Origin of the sequence: Bacillus coahuilensis m4-4, from assembly GCF_000171615.1 — a bacterium.
Lineage (GTDB): Bacteria > Bacillota > Bacilli > Bacillales > Bacillaceae_K > Bacillus_T > Bacillus_T coahuilensis.
The window spans coordinates 1-21,279 of record NZ_ABFU01000012.1; the positions used below are offsets into that span (position 1 = coordinate 1).

The following is a 21,279-nucleotide window of genomic DNA, read 5'->3' on the forward strand; positions in this document are numbered from 1 at the left end:
GAGTTTGTCGATAATTTCTCTAAAAAAGTTGTACATCTTGCTTGCAAAAGTGAGTGCATTTATATATCATAATAATCGTGTTAGCACTCTTTAAATGGGAGTGCTAAATAATCAAACTACTTACATATTTTTGAGGAGGTTGTTTCACTTGTTAAAACCACTAGGAGATCGTGTAGTGATTGAGCTAGTTGAATCAGAAGAAAAAACAGCTAGCGGAATTGTTCTTCCAGACTCTGCGAAGGAAAAGCCGCAAGAAGGTAAGGTTGTAGCAGTTGGAACTGGTAAAGTACTAGACAACGGCGAGCGTGTAGCTCTTGAAGTTTCAGTAGGTGACAAAATTATCTTCTCTAAGTACGCTGGTACAGAAGTGAAGTACCAAGGTGCAGAATACCTAATTCTTCGCGACAGCGACATTTTAGCAGTAATCGGCGAATAATCGAACGTTAAAAATATCTTAATTATAAAATCTAAGGAGGTTTCTTAAACATGGCTAAAGAAATTAAATTTAGTGAAGAAGCTCGTCGCGCAATGCTACGCGGTGTAGATCAATTAGCAGATGCGGTAAAAGTAACGCTTGGACCAAAAGGACGTAACGTGGTACTAGAGAAAAAGTTTGGTTCTCCGTTAATCACAAATGACGGTGTAACGATTGCGAAAGAAATCGAACTAGAAGATGCATTCGAAAACATGGGTGCGAAGCTAGTAGCAGAAGTAGCAAGCAAAACAAACGAAATCGCTGGTGACGGTACAACGACTGCAACGGTTCTTGCGCAAGCAATGATTCGTGAAGGTCTTAAAAACGTAACAGCTGGTGCAAACCCTGTTGGCGTACGTAAAGGTATCGAAAAAGCGGTAATTACTGCGATTGAAGAGCTAAAAGCAATCTCTAAACCAATCGAAGGCAAAGAAAGCATCGCACAAGTAGCGGCTATTTCTGCAGCTGACGAAGAAGTTGGTCAATTAATTGCTGAAGCAATGGAGCGCGTTGGAAACGACGGCGTTATCACAATCGAAGAATCTAAAGGATTCACAACAGAGCTTGATGTAGTAGAAGGTATGCAATTCGACCGCGGATATGCATCTCCATACATGGTAACTGACTCTGACAAAATGGAAGCGGTTCTTGAGAATCCTTACATTTTAATCACAGATAAAAAATCACAAACATTCAAGAAATTCTACCAGTTCTTGAGCAAGTAGTTCAACAAGGTAAACCACTATTAATGATCGCTGAAGACGTTGAAGGTGAAGCTCTTGCTACTTTAGTAGTGAACAAACTTCGCGGTACATTCAATGCAGTAGCGGTGAAAGCTCCTGGATTCGGTGACCGTCGAAAAGCAATGCTTGAAGACATCGCAGTTCTAACTGGTGGTGAAGTGATTACAGAAGATTTAGGTTTAGACCTTAAATCTGCTAACATCACTCAACTTGGACGCGCAGCGAAAGTTGTCGTAACAAAAGAAAACACAACAATCGTTGAAGGTAACGGTCAAGCAGACCTAATTGCAGGTCGCGTTAACCAAATCCGTGCTCAATTAGAAGAAACAACTTCTGAGTTCGATAAAGAAAAATTACAAGAGCGCCTAGCGAAATTAGCTGGTGGTGTAGCGGTAATCAAAGTCGGTGCAGCTACTGAAACTGAGTTAAAAGAGCGCAAACTTCGTATCGAAGACGCCCTAAACTCTACTCGCGCAGCAGTAGAAGAAGGTATCGTTTCAGGTGGTGGTACTGCCCTAGTGAACGTATACAACAAAGTAGCGTCTCTTGAGCAAGAAGGCGACGTACAAACAGGAATCAACATCGTACTACGTGCTCTAGAAGAGCCAGTACGTCAAATCGCACACAACGCTGGTTTAGAAGGATCTATCATCGTAGACCGTCTAAAACGCGAAGAAGTGGGCGTAGGCTTCAACGCAGCAAACGGCGAGTGGGTTAACATGATCGAAAAAGGTATCGTCGACCCAACGAAAGTAACTCGTTCTGCACTTCAAAACGCAGCATCAGTAGCAGCTATGTTCCTAACGACTGAAGCAGTCGTAGCAGACCTACCAGAAGAAAACGCTGGTGGTATGCCGGATATGGGCGCTATGGGTGGAATGGGCGGCATGATGTAATCACTCGTCAGCCCCTTAAATTACAAGGGTTTTGAAGTGATTTGCTAACAAAATGCTAACATTAGGTATATAAAAAGGCTTCTCATTAGTTGATCAAACTTTTGAGAAGCTTTTTTTCTTTTGATTATGATATAAGTGATTTTCATGTATGTATATATTTCCTAAATATTATTAGTGAGAATCAAGGGGACAGTTCCGTTGATGCGAATTAAAAGATTTAATCTTTGGAATCAAAAGAACCGTCCCTTTGATTTGATTCCTTATTGCTGATCATTAAAACTAAAAAAAGGGAACTCCGCAACAATGGAGTTCCCTGAGTTATTCAACAATCGCTAATTGGTGAGCCTTTTATTCACCAGTGAAAGCAACAACTATTATAAAGTGCTTTTCGGCTTTTTAATTAATATGCTCTTTCCAGCTAACAACGCACCATATAAAGAAATTGAGACAAGTACTATTAAATAAAGGTCTCGTCCAGCAAGGTAAGTGGAAGAGTGAAGACCTTTTATAAGTAAATGAGCAAGGAGGTACGAGATAGGCAATAGAATTATTTTTTCTAGGCCATATCTTATTTTTTCGTTTTTACGGAATATGACTAATCCAATTCCACAAATAAATAATAGTCCTATAGCCAACAATACATAGTAGCTTAAAACAAGCCGAGGTAACGTCACGATAGAACCATCCGTTATTGGTTCTCCATAAATTAAAGTATTTTCCATTCCATCGGTATTGTAATAGTAGATTGAAGCCACCGTTTCCCCATTCGGGTTTAAGACCGTATTGTCCAGGTCGTTTTTGTTTATTTTCTGTTGCCAAATCGTTTCCCATGTCGTTATATCATAGACATAACCTGAATTGTCTGCGGCTGGATATTGATTTACATTAAATCCAGAGACTTCTTCACTAAAATTCAAAAGTACAGTTCCGTCATCCTTTTCAATAATGGAAACCGCATATTCATTATAAGGGATGTATGCTGGGGTTGTCAGATAAGCGATGGTAACCACTGCAAAAACCAGTGTTACCATGACTGAAAGAATAATCGTTTGCAGCTTTTTCTTTCGCAATGTATTTTGTAAGTTTCTTAAGGGAGCTATATCGGTATCTACTGGCGGTTCTTCAAAAGTTCTCATTTCTTCCAGTCGTTTTTTACAGTTCTCACAAGAAGCTATATGTTCTTCAACTAGATCTCTAGTATCTTGACTTGCCAAATCCTCGACATATAACGGCAGTAAATCCCTAATCATATTACAGCTAATTTTCATCGATAATCCTCCGATTGTGCTTTAATTTTTTCTCTAGCACGGTGATATGTAACACAAGCCCAGTTTTCACTTTTTCCAAACAATTTGCCAATTTGATTAAATGACAGTTCTCCAAATGCACGGAGAGTAAAGACCTTTTTGTATGGCTCTTTCAAACTTTGGATCACTTCATGTACTTTTATAGACGCTTCTGAAATGGCTATGTCTTGTTCTACATTGTCTCCACTAGCTGATTCTGGAACCGACTCAAGATCCACGAATCTTTTATTTTTACGCAAATATGAGTAATAACTGTTTTTGGCAATTTGGCATAACCAAACACGGATATCACTATTCCCTCTAAAACTGTCTAGCGATGTTAATACTTTCATAAAAGTTTCCGAAGTGATATCTTCAGAGATATGCTTATCGCCAGATAAACTATACACATATAAAAATACATCTTTAAAGTATGTATGATAAATATCCTCAAGCTGTGTCACCATCTCACCTCCTTACATATAAGACGCGATAAACTCAAATATCTTACAAAAATAATAAAAAAAAGGGAAATCAAGGGGACGGTTCCAGTGATTCTATTTAAAGAATATTCAGCGTATAGAATCAGAAGAACCGTCCCCATGAATCTCATGAATCTTAGTTGATAAAACTTTTGAGAAGCTTTTTTATTTTGCTTACGATAGAAGTGATTGTCATGTGTGTATATAGTTTCTAAAAATTATTAGTGATATACTAAAAGAAATTATTCATGAAGAGGTGGGTGACCACAATGAATACTGCCAAAGAGAGACTACTCAAAATTATTGATGAGATTCCTGAACAAGAGGTAGATAAAATCTTAGACTTTGCTGAATATTTAAAGGAAAAGAAAGAAAGAAGCTTGTCTAAGGATTTAACTAAGGCTAGTGAAACCAGCTTAGATTTTTGGAACAATGAAATAGATGATGAGGTTTGGAATGATATATAATCAAGGTGATATTGTTTTAATTCCAGTCCCGTTTAGTGACCTAACAAATAGAAAACAACGCCCTGTTTTAATAATATCAAATGATGATTATAACAAAATTACCGAAGATATTGTTGTTGTCGCGATTACATCTCAGTTGAGAGATCTTGACTATTCTGTAGTTAGAGCAGATAAAGTTTACACACTTTCAAAAAATAATAGTCAGAAAAAAGTTTGGACGAGTGAACGCTGAGGTAATATATGATGTCCAATCGAAACTAAATGCATTAATAAGAGGGACAAGGGGGCAGTGAACTATTGAACTGTAACCAGAGTAATGATCACCCATAAAAGTGGAACGTCATTATTCGGGTTTTTCCTATGGAAAAATATTTCCCCAACAACTGATAGAAGTGTCTGAGATCTATAATATTTTAGGCAAAATGACAGATGCTCGTAGGACAACTTGTCAATATATTGAATGCACACTCCTCATGATAATTAACTAAGCGAATGGAACAATCTAGTATCTTTGGCGTAGCACGACAGGAAAAGGGATCGTGTGAAATAATTACACAAGAAAAAGTATGTCCTTTCTTGCATTGTTTGGTTTGGTGATTAAACAATACGATAGAAAAGGAATACTTTTTTGTTTTATTATAAAAATAATGGGATGTCGGCCTTTTAAGAGTCATCGCTTTAGCGATTTCGTTATTCATTTGATTCTAAAAATTAAGTTTTCTAATAGAGTCAATGGAACCGTCTTCTTGATTCCCAAAGAGAAATGATAGAAGAGTATGAGATACATATAAATGTTTGAGACTTGGCTTGTGTTAATCAAAATATAATCGAACATGATGGGGTGTTCTATTACTAAAAATATTGAGAAATTCCTATTACATAAAGCTTTAGCAGGATATGCAGCTTGCCACCAGGAAAACGGTCTTTTTATGTATGCAGTTATAGAAAAGGAGTCAAGTAGGGTGATTGTTGCAGCTGGATTTAACGTAAGAACTTCGATTGAATCAGTAGAATTACTTTACCCATTTGTCTAAAACTTCCTGAGGTAAGGGATACGCTACTGAGGCAGCATAAGTATGTGTTGATTTTGCTATTAAAAATCCTACTGTAAAGCTCATTTACGCATCTGCCGATTCAAAATATGCAGGTTCTCTAAAAATTTTAGAGAAATTGGGTTTGAAGATAAAGGCATGAAATGGTTTGATGATACTAATCAGGAAGAGCCATATTATGAATTAAATATTAAAGTTGAAAACGGTAGGTACTTAATGTTGATAGGCTTCTCATTAGTTTTTGAAACTTTTGATAAGCCTCTATTTAAATTTGTAGCATATTGAAAAAAAAGGACAATGAAAATATGGGCCTGACAACCAGTAAAGTAAAGAATTAACGCACTAGGGTTCAGGCCACATTTCCGAAAATTAAATGCTCTTGACCTCAAGCATTAAACATGGGTTCAAAGATGGAATCAGTTAGAACCGTCCCTATGGTTCTTGCTAGAGGAAAACGTGTAATTGCTCTAAGTACTGATAAAGAGGAACAAAACAGAATAATACAGAAAATAAAATCTGGTGAATTAAATTAGGATTTTTAAGTTAATAGGGTTTCAAGATTTCTCTATGCAATCTTCAATATGTTAACGTATCGGGAGGTAAAATTCGTTTGGAAATGCTAAGATTTTGCTAACGCAATGAAATGAAAACGGTAAATCCCCGTTAAAGATGTTACACCCTCAAAGCTTTTAGACTTTATACTACGCAACAAAATGTAGGTATTCAACAAACGGGCCATTTAATGTAATAACTCAATATTTTCACTCCAAATATTTTAAGGAATGTTATAAAGTGTTCAGAGGTAATTCTTCTCTATTAATGACTCTTTATTTTGTTCTATAGTCTATTAGTGAAGTCTAATGCATAATTGCATAAATACTACGAAAAAGTAAGATATTTCATCTTAATATTAGCCTATACGGGCAGAGGGACAGGTGAACTATCCCATATTTCCTATATGGAGATGATTCCTACCGCCAGCCGAATAGATGAAATGAGAAGATGAGCCTTCAAGAAGGCAATTCCTACAACTCGATTTTCTTTTCTTAGCAGAGAGATATGTCTTTGGTGGGGCGAGGAACCTGTCCCTCCGTCCCACAAAACTTCCCAAACAATATTCCTTGATTTCGGGATTCGTCACTCTATTTTATTGGGAAGCAATGCTGATACGCTATCATTAATGGTTCTCCTGGAGATCCAAATCCCATATATAAGGAGTAGATAGGACGATGACAAGTAAACCAGAAAGTGGTAAAGTTTCTAAGATAAGGGTTGGAGTCTTTACCTTTTTTGCTGTACTCTTTGCTGCTGGATCCCTGTTTTTACTTGAAGGTTTTACAGAAGGTCTTATGCCGTGGGTGGTGTTAGGATGTCCGGGTTGTGAAAGTACGACAACAGTTTCCCTACATCTATGGCATGGGGCTGAACATGGGGCGCTTTTAGGGGTGTTATTTGCGGGTTCATTAATCGCATTACTGTGGAAGCCATGGAAAAAGCCGCTTTTACTTCAGTTTTATATAGCAGGGCATTTGCTTCTACTGGCTTTTTGGACTCATCCTGCTCTAGGTGATGTTTTACAAAAACCTTTCGTAATAGTTGTTTTTCTTGCTAATGTTATGATTTTATTCTTCACTTATCCAGACCGTAAAGCTTTGCTGAACTTCAAAAGAACAGAGCCATGTAACCGAACTTTGTTAATCTTAACGGGGATAGCGGCGATTATCTTAGCACCTCTTATGTGGCAAAACTTGCAGCTTCAGTTAGCAGGTCTTGATGAGCATGCCCAATTTTTCCGCTATAGTGAGAGTATTCTTGTTTCCCTACAGTTATTACTAGGAAGTTTGCTGGCTGCAACAAGACGTTCAGGCTGGAAACAGTTAACCATTGTTATTGGTATTGCTTATATATACTTGGGCCTGGGGGCGATTACTGTACCTTATTCTATCGGAAGCTGGGGCTACTACGGCGGGGCGTCAGCAATACTTGCAGGAGCAAGCTATTTTGCGGTTGCTGTTTTAGATAAAAATTTATCCTTCCATAAAAACAATCCTACCCATGTTCCCCCTGCCAACTAGGCAATTCTTTTTATAAAGGAGGAAACGAAGCTGAGACTTGCAAATGTTGAAGAACCGATCTTAACACAGAAGCAGCTCCTGTGGATGGCTTTCTTCAAGATTTTTGGAGTGAGCATCGCGGTGGGGCTTCTCCTCTTGTTTATTGTCAGTTTACCAATGTATTACGAGCTGCTGAAAACAAGTTGTATAGAACAAAAATTATCGGAATGCCCTGCCCCTTCGCCAGGTCATTCAGCACTGAAAGAGCTCGGAATATTAGAATTGTTTTTTGCCTCTTTTTATACTGCCATAGACATTATCTTCGCATTTATATTTGTAGCTGTAGCCGCTGTCCTTTTTTTTACAAGATCAAAAGAAGCGATGGGCCTATTTAGCTCACTAATGCTCGCGATCTTCGGAATAACTTTTACAGACAGTATGGTCAGCTTATATTCCCAATATGCAATATTAAAACCATTCATTGATTTGGCAACTTTTATAGGATTGGCTGCTTTTATTTTATTTTTCTTTTTTATTTCCCATGGGAAGATTTAGACCGGCCTGGACAATAGTTATTCCTCCGCTCCTGGTAGGAGTTCCTTTATTATTTAATATGGTTTTTGGAAGGAATGAGTTATTTTTAGCAATATGGCTGCTGACTTGTGTAGCCACTCTAGTAACCTTTCAAACGTATCGCTATAGAACCGTATTTAATACTGTGGAGCGGCATCAAACAAAATGGGTCGTGTTTGGCTGTACAGTTGCCTTATTTGGCTTTCTGTTATTTACTGTCGGTCCTCTTTTATTCTCACCAGACTATCATGAAGTTGGAAGTCCACTAAGGCATTTCATGACAAATATTGGGATCCGCGGCTCTTTGCTTGTTATACCGGTCACACTGGGGATTGCGGTGTTTCGCTATCGGCTTTGGGATATCAATATTATTATAAACCAGACGATGCTATACGGCTCACTTACTATCGCGGTTTTTAGTATCTATATATTGTTGCTAGGATTATGGAATGACCAGGTGTGAAGTGACCCCAAGAAGTTAGACAGGTTATTTTTATTAAGCGGCTTGTTGGGCAAGAGTTCGATATTGTATCGGACTCTTGCCTTTTAATTTTGCCTTTATACGTTTGTTATTATAGTAATCCATATATTTCTCTAGTTCTTGTTTAAAGTGATTTATATTTTCAAATTCGTTTAAATAAAGAAATTCAGACTTCATAATCCCAAAAAAGTTCTCTATTACAGCATTATCGTAACAATTTCCCTTACGAGACATACTTTTTGTAATTCCCTGTTCCTTTAAGACTTGACAATATTGTCTCATTTGATAATGCCATCCTTGGTCAGAATGAATGATTAGGTCCTCATCTCCTGTTAACCGTTCTAATGACTTTTCTAACATGTCTGAAACAAGCGAGTATGTTGGTCTGGAACCAATTGTTTACGTAATGATTTCTCCATTATATAAATCAAGAATAGGAGATAGATAGAGTTTCTCTCCAAATAATTTAAACTCAGTAATATCTGTTACCCATTTTTCGTTCGGCTTTTCTGCCTTAAAATTACGTTCTAATATATTTGGTGCAATCTTTCCTACTTTACCTTTATAAGAACGATATTTTTTTATTCTAACAAGGCTTTTTAAGCCTAATTCCTTCATAATACGCTGCACTTTCTTATGATTAACTTTGTATTCGCGATTCGCAAGTTCATCACGAATACGACGGTAGCCATAACATCCTTGATGCTCATCATATATCTCTTTTACGACTGATTTTAGTTCAGCATCTTTATCTGGACGTCCAAGTTGTTTCACCCAGTAATAATAGGTACTTCTAGGGATCTCTGCCAATTTAATAAGTGATTTCACCGGAAATTCGTTCCTTAGTTCATAGACTACTTGCGCTTTGTCTTGTTTGGTGATTTTTCCTTGTTTTGAACTAAGGCATTCAACTTTTTTAGGTAGGCATTCTCCATACGTAAACGATCTATTTCTTCTTGTAATTCCTCTACAGATCCTTTTGGTGGTATAGATTTCTTTGTTTTCTTTTTTCATGGATGGACGCCCCTTTTTTCGCGATTGTAGGCCGTCAATCCCTTCTTTTTCATATACCCTTCTCCATTTTCTAATAGTACTAGGATCAGGTATGTTAAAAATAACTGCAGTTTCATTAGGAGACGTCCCATTATCGTTCATGTATCTTAGTACGTCTAGTTTATACTCCACAGAATAACTTGTATACGATTTATTAAATGCTTCTATACCATGTAGTTCATATTGCTTAACCCAATTCATTATAACAGAGGTACTTGTATCAAATTCTTGAGCTAATGTAGTATAACTTTTAATCCCTTGTAAATATCCATTAACAGCCTCTAACTTGTCTTCTAAAGTAAACTTTAATGCCATAGAAAAACTGCACCTCCAATTATTAGATTGTGTCTAACAATTGGGGTGCAGTTCAGGGCTCCAGAGCGGGAATATTTACATCTCTTTATTTGCTACTGCGTTTATAACCGTATTGTTTGTACCATTACGTGACCGGCTAAAGCGGATTATAAACCGCTTTACACGGGGACCGTGAAGACCCATACCGGGTAATCGACCAGTTAGGAAAATTGTTTGTGATACCAACCCCTCACGATGAAATCCTTTCAGAAGCAGCACATACGATAAAACAAACACTTCGGCTGCCCTATGTCGCGATTGAATTGAAGAAGGGTGGACTGCCTTATATCGAAGCCATTGCAGGAGCTTCTGGTAATGCGAAAGAAGTAATACCGCTCATCCACGGAGGTCAGGAAGTCGGATGCCTTATGATTGCCAGGAGAAGTCACGATGAGCCATTTACATCTGCAGAGCTACAACTTCTGGAAGGATTAGCAAGGCAGGTTGGAGCATTAGCACAAAGTGTTCGAATGACAGATGATCTGCAGCGACTCGCGGAAGAGTTAAAAGAGTCCAGGGAACGGATTGTGCTAGCAAGAGAAGAAGAAAGGCGCCGTATCCGAAGAAACTTACATGATGATCTTGCCCCCACGTTAGCTGCATTAGCATTAAAAGCTTCAACAGCAGAAGACTTGCTGATTTCAGATACAAGTGGAGCGAAATTGCTCGTGAAGGAAATTCGAACATCAATAAGGGATAAAGTAAAAGATATTCGTAAAATTGCTTATGACCTGCGTCCCCCGGCTATTGATGAACTCGGACTTGTAGGTGCGATACGAGAACGTGCGCTACAAGTAAACAATTTTATCCTGGGATTCGGTGTTCAACGTGACTATGCTCTAAAGGTAGAAGTTATAGTGCCCTCTGCGTTGCCTCCTTTACCAGCGGCCGTTGAAGTGGCAACCTTTTGGATAGTACAAGAGGCACTTTTAAACGTTGTCAGGCATTCTCAGGCAGAATATTGCACCGTCAGTTTGCGTGTAGAGGAAACAAATGTCGCTTCGACTCTCCAATTACATGTTAAGGATAATGGAATCGGCATACTGCAACAGAAGCAGAATCCTAAAAGCAGTGGAATCGGCTTGAAAGTTATGAAAGAGCGAGTGGAAGAACTGGGCGGGGAATTTTCCATTACTGCGAATGAAATTAGCGTACAGATGTAAGAGCCTCTATACCTATTTCAAAAAAGTGACTTTCTATTCTAAGTTTAATAGTTTTCTAGAAAGGAAGTTGTTCATGAAATCAATTCGTGTGTTGATCGCCGATGATCATCCTCTTTTCAGGCAGGGTGTCTCTAGTGTATTAGCAAATACGCCTGACAACGAAGTCATTGCTGAAGCGGGATCAGGAGAAGAAGCAGTTCAAATGGCGTGTAATTTGCTCCCTGATTTGGTTCTGATGGATATCCAGATGCCTGACTTGAACGGAATCGAAGCTACCCGGAAGATCCTTTCCAAATGTCGTGATATATATATCATAATTATTACGATGTTTGAGGATGACACTTCTGTGTTCTCAGCCATGCAGGCTGGAGCAAGAGGTTATGTCTTAAAAGATGCGGAAAAAGAGGACATCTTACGTGCTGTACGAGCTATCGCTAAAGGTGAAGTCCTTTTTAGTTCAGGAGTTGCAAGCCGGATGATTGATTACTTTGCACAGGGAGAAGTCACCCAGACTGTGGTTGCGAGCACTCTATTTCCTGAACTTACCTCCCGCGAAAGCGAAGTATTATTTCTGTTGTCTAAAGGAGCCTCTAACAGTGAGGTGGCCGAAACACTGGGATTGAGTAATAAAACGGTATATAATTATGTTGCGAATATCCTGAACAAACTTCAGGTATCTGATCGCCAGGAATCAAGGGGACGGTTCCATTGATGCTATTTTAAGAAAGTGTAATATTAAGAATCAGTCAAAAAACGAAATTGCGAAAGCCAGGGCTTTAAAAAGCCCAACACCACATTTTCTCATGAAAAAAGAAAAAAGTATGCCTTTTCTATGGTATTGTTTAATCGCCAAACCAAACAATGCAAGAAAGGACATACTTTTTCATACGCAATTATATCTCTGAATTATGGGAAAGAGACTTTGTCTAACTACCCTGGTGAATGTAGTTAGTTCCTCTACTCAGGATAGGCTAAAGTCATTCATCTTTCTAAGATTATTGTGTGAATCGGTTAATGCCTTCACTCAAGGATTATAAACGGTCTTTGTTAGCATGCTACCTCTAGTAGGTGAGTAGCTTTCTATAAGACAAAGTCCCTGTCCCCTTGTTTTCCCCTTGTTTTCTTTTAAGGATGTAATGGTCATGTAGTTGATTTTCAATCTCAACATTCCCACTAAACTGAAAACCGCATTTTTCTATTACTTTTTTTGTAAGCTACATTTCTTGGTAGTACCACAGCATTCAATTTTTCAACATCTGTCTTATCAAATAAGTATTTTACTAATCCTCTTACTGCTTGTGTTGTGTACCCTTTATTTCTATATTGTTTAGAAATAGCATAAGCAATTTCTCGATTTTGTTCACTTAGTTCGTCTTTTATACCCGTATTACAGAAGCCAATCAATTTGTCAGTTTCATTTATAAATATTCCCAACTTCAGCCACCCATCACCAATATTTGGGACATTGGCTAAAAACTTTTTATTATCGGGTATCTCATAATTTGTCACCCAGTCCAAGCGTTGTTCTCTTGTCGAACGCCAATCTGGTAAAAATTCATAAATTTCGGGTTGTGATGTGATTTCATAAATAGCATCTACATCTTCTATTCTAAATTCTCTTAATAGGATTTCACCGCAGTCTATTGTAAATAAGTTATCCATATCCATTCCCCCAATAATTCAATGCGTTTCATATTTTTTAGTAAGGGTAATAATTTTTTTGAAACTCTACCTCTTCTTGTCTTGAGTTCAAATCATGTCTTGCTCTTTTTTTAAAACAATGAATACATCACTGATAACACTTTGTTCTCAGACTGAGCATCCTACCAAAGCTTTTGAGTACACATGACAGTTTTCTTTCCTTTGTATACTCATTACGAGTAACCTTTCATCGGTGTCATCTCTTCCCTATAATGTTGTTTACAGTTGCTTTCTCAAGAAAATTCTTTCATAATTCTAAATCTATACTTGATTTAGTTATCACTCCCATAAGACACAACCGCATGTTCTTTTCGATTCTAAATTCTTATAGGTGTGTGGACGAATAATTAAAGTTATGATCTCTTTAGATGTTGTGGCTGAAGTCAGCTACCTTCCATCAATTAAACATCTTTATTCATAAATTCTTTAATCTTTTTTTCTTCCCAACCTGATCCGATTTTTAAAGATATCCCATGAATAATCACTAACACTCCCCAGCCTGTTAGGGGATAGACGAACCACCAATTGCCTGCATCACCCATCAAATTAATAACAAAGAGCATAGGGATAATAACTAGAAAAGCTGTGAAATTGTAATAAAATCCTTTAAGTTGTAGTACTCTTCGTTTTGTCTTTTTCGTTATTTTGCATTATTGTCCATTAGTATTCCTCCTCGTATGTTTCCATTTAGATGCGTAACAGCAAAACCTTTTAATCATTGTCATTATTTTTTAGATACTCTTCTGCCGTCATAATTTTAGCACCCTTACTTTTTAACACTTTGAGTGCTTCCTCTTTTGCTTTTTGTGACTCACTACCTATCGCATCCTCTACTAAAGTAACCGAATAACCTTGTTTTAGCGCTTCTTTTGCTGTTTCCATAACGCATGCTTCCGCATAAACGCCTATGATCACTAGGTGACCAACTTCATATTCTGTTAAAGTATCTGTGAATTTAGGGCTAGAAAAAGCATTCGGCTTGTTTTTACTTATAAAATTATCGCCAAAGACTAATAATCTCTCATCTAATTCTGCCCCTTCTGTTCCCTTAATTGCAGCAAAGTTTCTTCCTCTATTAGCTAAGAACTGCAATTGCTCATATTCATTCGTAACATATAAAATAGTGGCAGCCTCAGAATACTCATACTGTTTAATTAATGTATTGGCTGTTGATAATACAGGTGACACAAATGAGGAATGGATCGGTAATCTTCCATCCTCTTCAAAAAAGTCCTTCTGTATATCCATAACTATAAGAGCTTCATTTGTCATGGAATCTGTGGCCATAACAGGTTTATTCGCAATCAGAAAATGATTTATTACATACAATGCGACGATGGTGATTAATAAAATTACAGATATTACGGTTAACCTTGTCTTCATGTTTCAACACCTCCTTCTTACTATTTAATTTATTCGTAATAAATAACAAGACTAAACGTGAATAAGGTAATCAAATAAGACATCAACTCATGTGACTTTCATCTTACTTAGATAGTACGTCTCCAAACAGGAACTCGCCACTTTTGGGGAACTCTCCTTCAATTAGTACTATTTTTGATACAAATAAACCTGTATTGCGATAAGCTTGGAGCTTTTTTGTATAAATTGTCAAAGGTGAAAAGTTTATGCCTCTTAAAAGAAGAGAAGGCTTCCCTTAGAAAGCTTTAAGTGCTACCTAATTTCGTTTACCAAGTTTTTAATGGTGTTTATGACTAATTCAGGTTGATCATGAATAATAAAATGTCCACTGCTTTTCGCTACAATCAATTGACTATTTGAAGATAATTGAAGAGACTGTTCTTGCTGTTGTTGCCAAACGTCCTCCATGAAACGTGATTGCTCTTCAGTAAGGCCAAACGATACAAAATCGATTGGTTTCCCATGTGTTAAGACTCGTAACGGTATTTGACCTAATGATTGGTCACTTAGAGCAGCTTCTGTTGCGGCCAAATTCCTTAATTCATCTTCCCTTGCATCGAAGAACTTAGGGCGCATTTCTATGTTTACAGATGTTTCCGTGTCGGGATTACCAATATTTAAGATTCGAATTATGCCGGTTTGTTTTAATAGATTTAGTATATGTTTTGGGGGATACCCCGACAACACAGGGTTAAAGCCAGCTTCTAGCAAAAGCGGGTTAGTTTTTCTGAATAGCCTTCATGTCTTGAATCTATTAAGACAACGCCCTCTACTTCATCACTATATAACTTCGCAAACAACCGAGAATACATCCCACCTAAGGAATGACCAACTAAAATATAGGGCCCTTCTATGTCTTCCTTTTTCAGAGCGCTATATAGCTCTTTCGCAATATTTACACCAGTTCGGTCTGAGGATGCTTTCTCACTCCAACCATAGCCGCCACGATCATATGTGACAACAGTGGCGAATGTTGCTAATTCGTTAGGAATGTCATGCCATACGTTAGATGCTGAGCCACTTGCTGACTCTAATATAATAGTAGGGGAGCCTGTTCCTTGTTTATGAATATGAAGCTTAAAGTCACCCACATCTACAAGCTGACCAGGTGGTGGAGAATTTTTACACCTATATAGCTTGAGATAGATTCATACACAACACCTAAGGCAAGTAAAAGAAATACAACACTAATTCCCCCTAACCATATTTTCTTAAAAATGTTCATTTGCTTTTTTGTTTGTAACTCCATATTCATTCCTCCTGCTTTTGTCGCTACAATTACTATAAAAAATGGAAGTCATAAAGGCGTAGTAACTATAATCATTAAAAAAGTAAACAAAAGTAAAACCAAATACACTAACTCTTGTGGCAATTAAATAATAGCTCTGTATATTGATAGAAAACAAAAAGACCAAAAAAAGAGCCTAAACACCCTGTCTTATGAGTGCTTAGGCTTTTATCAGTTGGTATTGGGGTGTGTAATTGTAATTCGGGTATATGGATTTTCCCCATTATCAAAGATGGTTGTGTCATTGTTGTATAGTGTTTTATTAAAAAATTGTACAAGCAGCCAATTAATCATGTTGTGATCTTCACGAACATTCACTTTATCTGCAATCGATAGGATGGGGCTGTACAAATAAAAATCGTTGAAGCTCATGTGCTTTAGACCGGTAAAGGTGGCTTCGTATGCTCCGTAATTAGTGTATATCTGTTGTCTATTATGTAACGAAGTGGTTAATTCATTGAATTGCTGCACTGTTAATCCTAAACTAGTGAGTTCTTCTTCAATCGATACTTGGTCACCGACCTTTTCACGTTCTTTCACTTTCATATATAAATATGGCTTCGTCGAGGTAGGGATATCTTGAATTTTACCGAAAAAAGTACCGTCCATATTCACCGCAGCACGTATCCTCTCGTCTGCTAAAAGTGTTTGATAAGATGCGGCCCCACCAAACGAATGACCTAGTACACCGATACTATTAAAGTCAAGCTTGCCTGCAAAAGAAGGGTCATTATCTAGAGAGTGTACAAAGTCCACGATGTACTGTTGATCTTTTACCCATACAGAAGAAATGATATCATCCCATTTTTCAAGTTTAAATGGTTCAGGGAGTATCGCTTTGGAGAACGTAACATTATCATCTGGGAAAATAGTTAAATTAGAATAATACGTATGATCTATGGCAGCGACAACGAATCCATGACTTGCAAGATTCTCTGCGATACTAGTGTACATCATACTATTGCCAGGTAATCCGTGAGAAAGTATGATAATTGGAAACTTCTCTTGGGATTCAGCAACTGTGCTATCTTTAACACTATGTGTTCGTATATGATTTATATATTCTAGTAAAAATGAAGGTACTTCCAAGTGCTCCGCAATGGACTTTTGAACAGTTGATGTCATGTCGATGTATCTACCAGCTTGCTGTTTTTGCTCAGTTGTTGGATACCATATAGAAACCATCAATTCTCGCTTATCTGATTCGTCCAATGTTACTCGCTCGTCACGATTACTATCTGTTAGATGATACATTGTTTTCGCAGTATCATACGGACCGGTAGGATATGGTAATGTAAAAACTGGAACAGCGATTGGTAAAATAATTGATACGGGTACCCATAACACTAAGAACAGAATGAAGAAAACTTTAGACCGGGATGAAGTGAATGTTGGTTTGGCAGTCATGAGTAAAAGGATAGTAGCACCAAGTATATACGAAGGAATCATCTGCCAACGATACCCTTCCACTACAATTTGGCAAATAGCTAGGATTAATAAACATACACCACCTAAGTGGCGAACATAAGGTCTTGTTATCGGTAAGACAAAAAGGGATAATGCAACTAAAATGGCAAGTGCAATAAAAGCTAACTCTAACGTTTTCATCCTGTATGCATTCCTTTCGATATAAAAGGTTAAATTGAACGATCCACATTCGTTCAGGCTCTATCTGCCAATTAAAAGTGTGGTCTTGCAACTAATATATCGTTTGGTAAGTCATACTGCATAGTGAGGTATGTCATCAATAAAGTAATCTCTATTAAAAAGATTGGGAAGCTCCCAATCTCAAATTTAAATCTCATTAAATTTATTAAGCGCACCTATACGGTCTTGGACATCGAGCTTTGCATATATCTTGGAAACATAATTTTTCACTGTACCCTCTGTTAAAAAAAGTTTCTGAGATATTTGTTTATTACTTAAACCATTAGCAATGGCTTGAAGGATCTGCCCTTCACGTTCAGATAATCCGAATTTTGTATATATAGAATCTTCTTTGTTTTCTTGAGGAATACTCGCTAACAATTGTTTAGCTAAACCTTGATTAATTAATGTTTCTCCGCGATGAACGAGACGTATACTGGCAGCCAAATCTTTTGGATGTATGGCTTTTAATAAGTATCCTTCAGCTCCATAACTAAGAGCGGCTTTGACATATTGTACTTCCTCAAAGGTTGTTAAGATAATAATTTGGACACTTGGCCATTTATTTTTTATCACTTTTGTTGCTTCAATTCCATCCATTATAGGCATATTAATATCCATTAATATGACATTAGGTAGTTGTTTTTCACAAATTTTAATGGCTTCCTCACCGTTCACTACGGCCCCAATTAAATCAAAATCCTCTTCCATACCTAAGACAATATTTAAGCTTTCTCTAATTAATTCTTGATCTTCAACTAACATTAGTTTTATTTTCATAAACGTCCTCCTTTATAGGGACGATGCATGTAAGCTGCGTCCCTGTCCTCTCGTCTGATTTAACAGTTAATACACCGTTCACTAACGATAATCGATCATTCATTGTTTGTAGTCCGAAGCCAAACTGCAAATCTTCCTGTCCTTTTCCGTTGTCATGAACACTTAAGCGTACTTCTGAAGGATTAAAATGGAGTACTACTATGATTTTATTTGCCTCACCATGCCTTTTCGCATTTGTTAACGCCTCTTGTAAACAACGAATGAGGATGATTGAAATGGAACGAGTGATAGGGTATTCCTGTCCTGTCGTCTGAATAGATACGTCAGTATTCGTATACTCTGAGAATTCTGTTGTTAAATTCTTCAGTTTAGTAGAAAGAGATACGTGTTCTTCCTCACGTGCCATATTGTGAATTTGAGACCGAACCTCTTGTAAACTTGTTTTGGCAGCGCTCCGTAACTTTTCCAACCTACTCTTTGCCGTTTCCGGTGAAGAGTCAATTAAGTATATGACCGCATCCATCCCTACTATTACGGATGTAAATATATGCCCAATCGTATCGTGCAATTCACCGGCAATTCTGCTTCTCTCGGATTCTAAAGTAAGTTCTTCTACTTTACTTACATATTGTTCTAATGCTTTGTTTTGTGTATGTATGATGGTTGTTTGTTTTTCATTCTCCTCTAATAGTTTCTTCATCGCACTTTGAGTACTCAGTAATTGATTAAACATATATCCAAACGTAAAAAGCATAACTAAAACAAATAAGTTGTTTAAGATATCAACAAAAGCACCATCTAAGTACACTACACAAGCGGTTAGCATAATTAAAACAATCGGACTAAATATGAGGGTATGCTTTCTTGCGATGAATCCAATCACAAGCGCCGACATCATTAGGAGAGTAAATCCAGTTGGGGTTTTTAAGAAGAATGTAAAATATATGTAAAAACTCCCAATTAAAATAAATTCTGTGATTGCAAACAGGACATCATGAATGTAGCGTGGATTCCAGAATAAGTGAGGAGCCGCTATACATAAGAAGAACCATAAAAAGAATAAGGTTTCGTTCATCCCCATTTCTGCAGGGTTACTAATAAAGTAAATGATACCAGTAGCATAGAAAAACAGTCGAACGAATGATAAAACGTAATCAATCCACATCCATTTTCTTATTGAATTCATGTAGTCCCTTCCTTTAGAAATAGAATGAATTATTTTCTTCATAATTTTAACAGACGAATCAATTGACAGGAACTAAATTTTTTTGAAAAACGGTTAATCTTGTAGGATAGGTCTTAGATGTGATATTCCTACGAGAGATATATATGACTTATGTTATGACTGAGGTTACTTATTGAAATGTCCATTTGCTGGTTATGATGTAAGCATCAAATGAAAGTGAGGGGATCACATGGCAAACTTTGTTTTGCAATTGAAACATGTAACAAAAACGATTAAGGGGAAAACAATCATACACGATTTATCATTTGAAGTACCAAAAGGGGAAGTGTTCGGTTTTTTAGGTCCAAACGGTGCAGGGAAAACCACAACGATTCGCATGATGGTAGGTCTTATGAAATTTTCAACAGGCCAGATATTAATTGATGGAATAAGTATACAATCACATTTTGAAGAGGCGATGAAAAAGGTCGGAGCTATAGTAGAAAACCCAGAGATGTATAAGTATCTATCTGGTTATAAAAATCTAGTTCATTTTGCCAATATGTATAAAGGAGTTACTAAGGCTCGAATTGATGAGGTTGTAAAGCTAGTTGGCTTAGAACAGCGTATTCATGACAAAGTAAAAACGTACTCCTTAGGTATGAGGCAAAGACTTGGTGTTGCGCAAGCTTTATTACACAAACCTTCGTTGCTTATATTAGATGAACCAACAAACGGACTTGATCCAGCAGGTATTAGTGAACTGAGAGACTATTTACGAACAATCGCAAAAACAGAGGATATCTCCATTCTGGTATCGAGTCATCTTTTATCAGAAATGGAGCTTATGTGTGACCGAGTGGCAATCATCCAAAATGGCTCGTTAATATCCATTCAAGATATTTCGAGAGAAGATCTAAATTTGGATGGCGAGGGGGTAGAAATACGTAAATTTAAAAAGTCCCAACCATATTTATTTTTAGTGCAAGATGTGTCTAAAGCTAAGAAAACTCTAGTGGATTATGAAGTCGTTGTTCAAAATGAAGGGATAGAAATTGATGTTAGCTATGAAGAAGTTGCGATTATTAATCGAATGTTGACGCTATATGATGTTCCAGTTTATGGGATACGACCGGTTGTTAAGACATTAGAAGAAAGATTTTTAGAAATTACAAGAGGTGATGGCATTGTTTAAACTAGTAAGAAATGAAAATATGAAACTGTATTCAAAGATAAGTACGTGGGTGATGCTGTCCATATTGCTTATTGGGGTCTTAATGGCTATTGTCGTAACAAAAGTAGTCTCTAATCCTACAGACTGGAAGCAAGATTTGCAAAAACAAATTGCTATGCAACAAGTAGATTTAGAGTCAGCCAGAAACACATTGCCAGCAGAAGCACTTATAGATATGGAAAGAGAGATTCAATTAAGTCAATATAGATTAGATCATAACAGCATGCCAATGACGGCTACAGTTTGGGGTATATCTCTGCAAATGAGTTTGTATTTTATCCAACTTGTAACATTGTTTACGGCTATTGTAGCAGGGAGTATTGTGGCGGAGGAATTTTCAACAGGAACTGTAAAAATGCTTCTCATTAGACCCTTCATCAGAATGAAGATTATAGTTTCAAAATATATTAGTACCCTCATGTTTGCTGTGCTATTAATGATTCTACTATTCTCAACTTCGTTTGTATTAGGTGGCATATTGTTTGGGTTCGAAGGTGCAGCTGCTCCATTTCTGTACGTTGATCAGAATGGAGTCGTTCAAGAAGGGAACATAGTAGGATATGCGTTAAAAACATATGGATTACAGTCTATACAGCTCGTTATGATCGTAACAATTTCCTTTATGATATCTACTATATTTAGGAGCAGCTCTTTAGCAATAGGGTTATCAATATTTATTTTATTTACGGGATCTAGTATCGCTATGCTATTAAGTGAATTGGACCAAAACTGGGGTAAATATTTCTTATTTTCAAACACAGATTTAACACAGTATTTGACGAATACACCTTTGTTTGAAGGGACATCATTGCCATTCTCTATCACTATCCTGGCCATATATTATGCACTTTTACTAAGTCTCTCATGCTTAATCTTTCAGAAGCGTGATGTGGAGGCTTAGACGTTGGTAACTCTCTCATGATATGTGCGAGAGTCGTTTCTTAGTCACGTGGGAGGGACGTT

The 21,279-nt window shown here is 37.2% G+C and carries 21 protein-coding genes and 3 pseudogenes; 12 read left to right on the forward strand and 12 right to left on the reverse strand.

Features of this window, described 5'->3' with window-relative positions; translation table 11 throughout:
- Positions 1–148 precede the first annotated feature (148 nt).
- Complete coding sequence (gene groES, locus M44_RS02345) at positions 149–436, forward strand: co-chaperone GroES (RefSeq protein WP_010170566.1); 288 nt, start codon at positions 149–151, stop codon at positions 434–436.
- A gap of 50 nt (positions 437–486) precedes the next feature.
- A pseudogene (gene groL / locus M44_RS19755) lies at positions 487–2,114 on the forward strand (chaperonin GroEL).
- 374 nt (positions 2,115–2,488) lie between these two features.
- On the opposite strand, the gene M44_RS02355 reads toward groL, so the two are convergent.
- Both M44_RS02355 and M44_RS02360 read right to left on the reverse strand, forming a co-directional pair.
- The gene (locus M44_RS02355; protein ID WP_010170572.1) at positions 2,489–3,382 is read right to left on the reverse strand and encodes a zf-HC2 domain-containing protein; all 894 of its coding nucleotides are present in this window, start codon (positions 3,380–3,382) and stop codon (positions 2,489–2,491) included.
- A complete protein-coding gene (locus M44_RS02360) occupies positions 3,379–3,867 on the reverse strand; it encodes an RNA polymerase sigma factor (protein WP_155814879.1) in 489 nt (162 codons plus the stop codon). Before M44_RS02360 ends, M44_RS02355 begins: the two co-directional genes overlap by 4 nt.
- 284 nt (positions 3,868–4,151) lie before the next feature.
- Here M44_RS02360 and M44_RS02365 point away from each other — a divergent pair, with 284 nt between their 5' ends.
- The 6 genes from M44_RS02365 (at position 4,152) to M44_RS02400 (ending at position 8,491) form a co-directional block, all read left to right on the forward strand.
- The gene (locus M44_RS02365) at positions 4,152–4,349 is read left to right on the forward strand and encodes a DUF2281 domain-containing protein (RefSeq protein ID WP_010170576.1); all 198 of its coding nucleotides are present in this window, start codon (positions 4,152–4,154) and stop codon (positions 4,347–4,349) included.
- On the forward strand, positions 4,339–4,581 hold the full coding sequence (locus M44_RS19760) for a type II toxin-antitoxin system PemK/MazF family toxin (RefSeq protein ID WP_010170578.1): 243 nt from the start codon (positions 4,339–4,341) through the stop codon (positions 4,579–4,581). The genes M44_RS02365 and M44_RS19760 overlap by 11 nt, the downstream gene beginning before the upstream one ends.
- Before the next feature lie 601 nt (positions 4,582–5,182).
- Positions 5,183–5,383 carry a hypothetical protein gene (locus M44_RS02375; RefSeq protein ID WP_010170580.1) on the forward strand — a complete coding sequence of 67 codons (201 nt, stop codon included), beginning with the start codon at positions 5,183–5,185 and terminating at the stop codon, positions 5,381–5,383.
- Positions 5,384–6,630: 1,247 nt separating this feature from the next.
- On the forward strand, positions 6,631–7,476 hold the full coding sequence (locus M44_RS02390; protein WP_010170587.1) for a hypothetical protein: 846 nt from the start codon (positions 6,631–6,633) through the stop codon (positions 7,474–7,476).
- Between the two features lie 84 nt (positions 7,477–7,560).
- Positions 7,561–8,010, forward strand: coding sequence for a hypothetical protein (locus tag M44_RS02395; RefSeq protein ID WP_010170590.1), 450 nt, complete (start codon positions 7,561–7,563; stop codon positions 8,008–8,010).
- 58 nt (positions 8,011–8,068) lie between these two features.
- A complete protein-coding gene (locus M44_RS02400) occupies positions 8,069–8,491 on the forward strand; it encodes a hypothetical protein (protein WP_010170592.1) in 423 nt (140 codons plus the stop codon).
- A 33-nt stretch (positions 8,492–8,524) separates the two neighbouring features.
- Here M44_RS02400 and M44_RS25780 read toward each other — a convergent pair.
- Positions 8,525–9,877, reverse strand: a pseudogene (locus M44_RS25780) (IS3 family transposase).
- A 215-nt stretch (positions 9,878–10,092) separates the two neighbouring features.
- On the opposite strand from M44_RS25780, the gene M44_RS02410 reads away from it, so the two are divergent.
- Positions 10,093–11,079: a GAF domain-containing sensor histidine kinase gene (locus tag M44_RS02410; protein WP_010170594.1), complete on the forward strand. Its 987-nt coding sequence runs from the start codon at positions 10,093–10,095 to the stop codon at positions 11,077–11,079.
- 73 nt (positions 11,080–11,152) lie between these two features.
- A complete protein-coding gene (locus M44_RS02415) occupies positions 11,153–11,791 on the forward strand; it encodes a response regulator transcription factor (RefSeq protein WP_010170595.1) in 639 nt (212 codons plus the stop codon).
- Positions 11,792–12,140: 349 nt separating this feature from the next.
- On the opposite strand, the pseudogene M44_RS19770 reads toward M44_RS02415, so the two are convergent.
- The 9 genes and pseudogenes from M44_RS19770 to M44_RS02450 all read right to left on the reverse strand — a co-directional run bounded on the left by M44_RS19770 (position 12,141) and on the right by M44_RS02450 (position 19,103).
- Positions 12,141–12,747: pseudogene (locus M44_RS19770) on the reverse strand (GNAT family N-acetyltransferase).
- Positions 12,748–13,181: 434 nt separating this feature from the next.
- Positions 13,182–13,424 (reverse strand): 2TM domain-containing protein, encoded by a 243-nt coding sequence (locus M44_RS25785; protein WP_081447374.1) that lies wholly within the window; start codon positions 13,422–13,424, stop codon positions 13,182–13,184.
- A 67-nt stretch (positions 13,425–13,491) separates the two neighbouring features.
- Positions 13,492–14,163: a cysteine hydrolase family protein gene (locus tag M44_RS24590; protein WP_010170600.1), complete on the reverse strand. Its 672-nt coding sequence runs from the start codon at positions 14,161–14,163 to the stop codon at positions 13,492–13,494.
- 291 nt (positions 14,164–14,454) lie between these two features.
- Positions 14,455–14,886 (reverse strand): hypothetical protein, encoded by a 432-nt coding sequence (locus M44_RS27730; RefSeq protein WP_237705187.1) that lies wholly within the window; start codon positions 14,884–14,886, stop codon positions 14,455–14,457.
- Positions 14,887–14,906: 20 nt separating this feature from the next.
- On the reverse strand, positions 14,907–15,293 hold the full coding sequence (locus tag M44_RS24600) for an alpha/beta fold hydrolase (protein ID WP_010170603.1): 387 nt from the start codon (positions 15,291–15,293) through the stop codon (positions 14,907–14,909).
- Positions 15,294–15,295: 2 nt separating this feature from the next.
- Positions 15,296–15,451, reverse strand: a complete 156-nt coding sequence (locus tag M44_RS26700) for a hypothetical protein (RefSeq protein WP_010170605.1) — start codon at positions 15,449–15,451, stop codon at positions 15,296–15,298.
- 210 nt (positions 15,452–15,661) lie between these two features.
- Complete coding sequence (locus tag M44_RS02440) at positions 15,662–17,098, reverse strand: alpha/beta hydrolase family protein (RefSeq protein ID WP_010170606.1); 1,437 nt, start codon at positions 17,096–17,098, stop codon at positions 15,662–15,664.
- A 186-nt stretch (positions 17,099–17,284) separates the two neighbouring features.
- Complete coding sequence (locus tag M44_RS02445) at positions 17,285–17,917, reverse strand: response regulator (RefSeq protein ID WP_010170607.1); 633 nt, start codon at positions 17,915–17,917, stop codon at positions 17,285–17,287.
- Positions 17,892–19,103, reverse strand: coding sequence for a sensor histidine kinase (locus M44_RS02450; protein WP_010170610.1), 1,212 nt, complete (start codon positions 19,101–19,103; stop codon positions 17,892–17,894). The genes M44_RS02445 and M44_RS02450 overlap by 26 nt, the downstream gene beginning before the upstream one ends.
- Positions 19,104–19,332: 229 nt before the next feature.
- Here M44_RS02450 and M44_RS02455 point away from each other — a divergent pair, with 229 nt between their 5' ends.
- Together M44_RS02455 and M44_RS02460 are read left to right on the forward strand one after the other, a co-directional pair.
- The gene (locus M44_RS02455) at positions 19,333–20,277 is read left to right on the forward strand and encodes an ABC transporter ATP-binding protein (RefSeq protein ID WP_010170612.1); all 945 of its coding nucleotides are present in this window, start codon (positions 19,333–19,335) and stop codon (positions 20,275–20,277) included.
- Positions 20,270–21,217, forward strand: coding sequence for an ABC transporter permease (locus M44_RS02460; protein WP_010170613.1), 948 nt, complete (start codon positions 20,270–20,272; stop codon positions 21,215–21,217). The genes M44_RS02455 and M44_RS02460 overlap by 8 nt, the downstream gene beginning before the upstream one ends.
- The last annotated feature ends 62 nt before the right edge of the window (positions 21,218–21,279 follow it).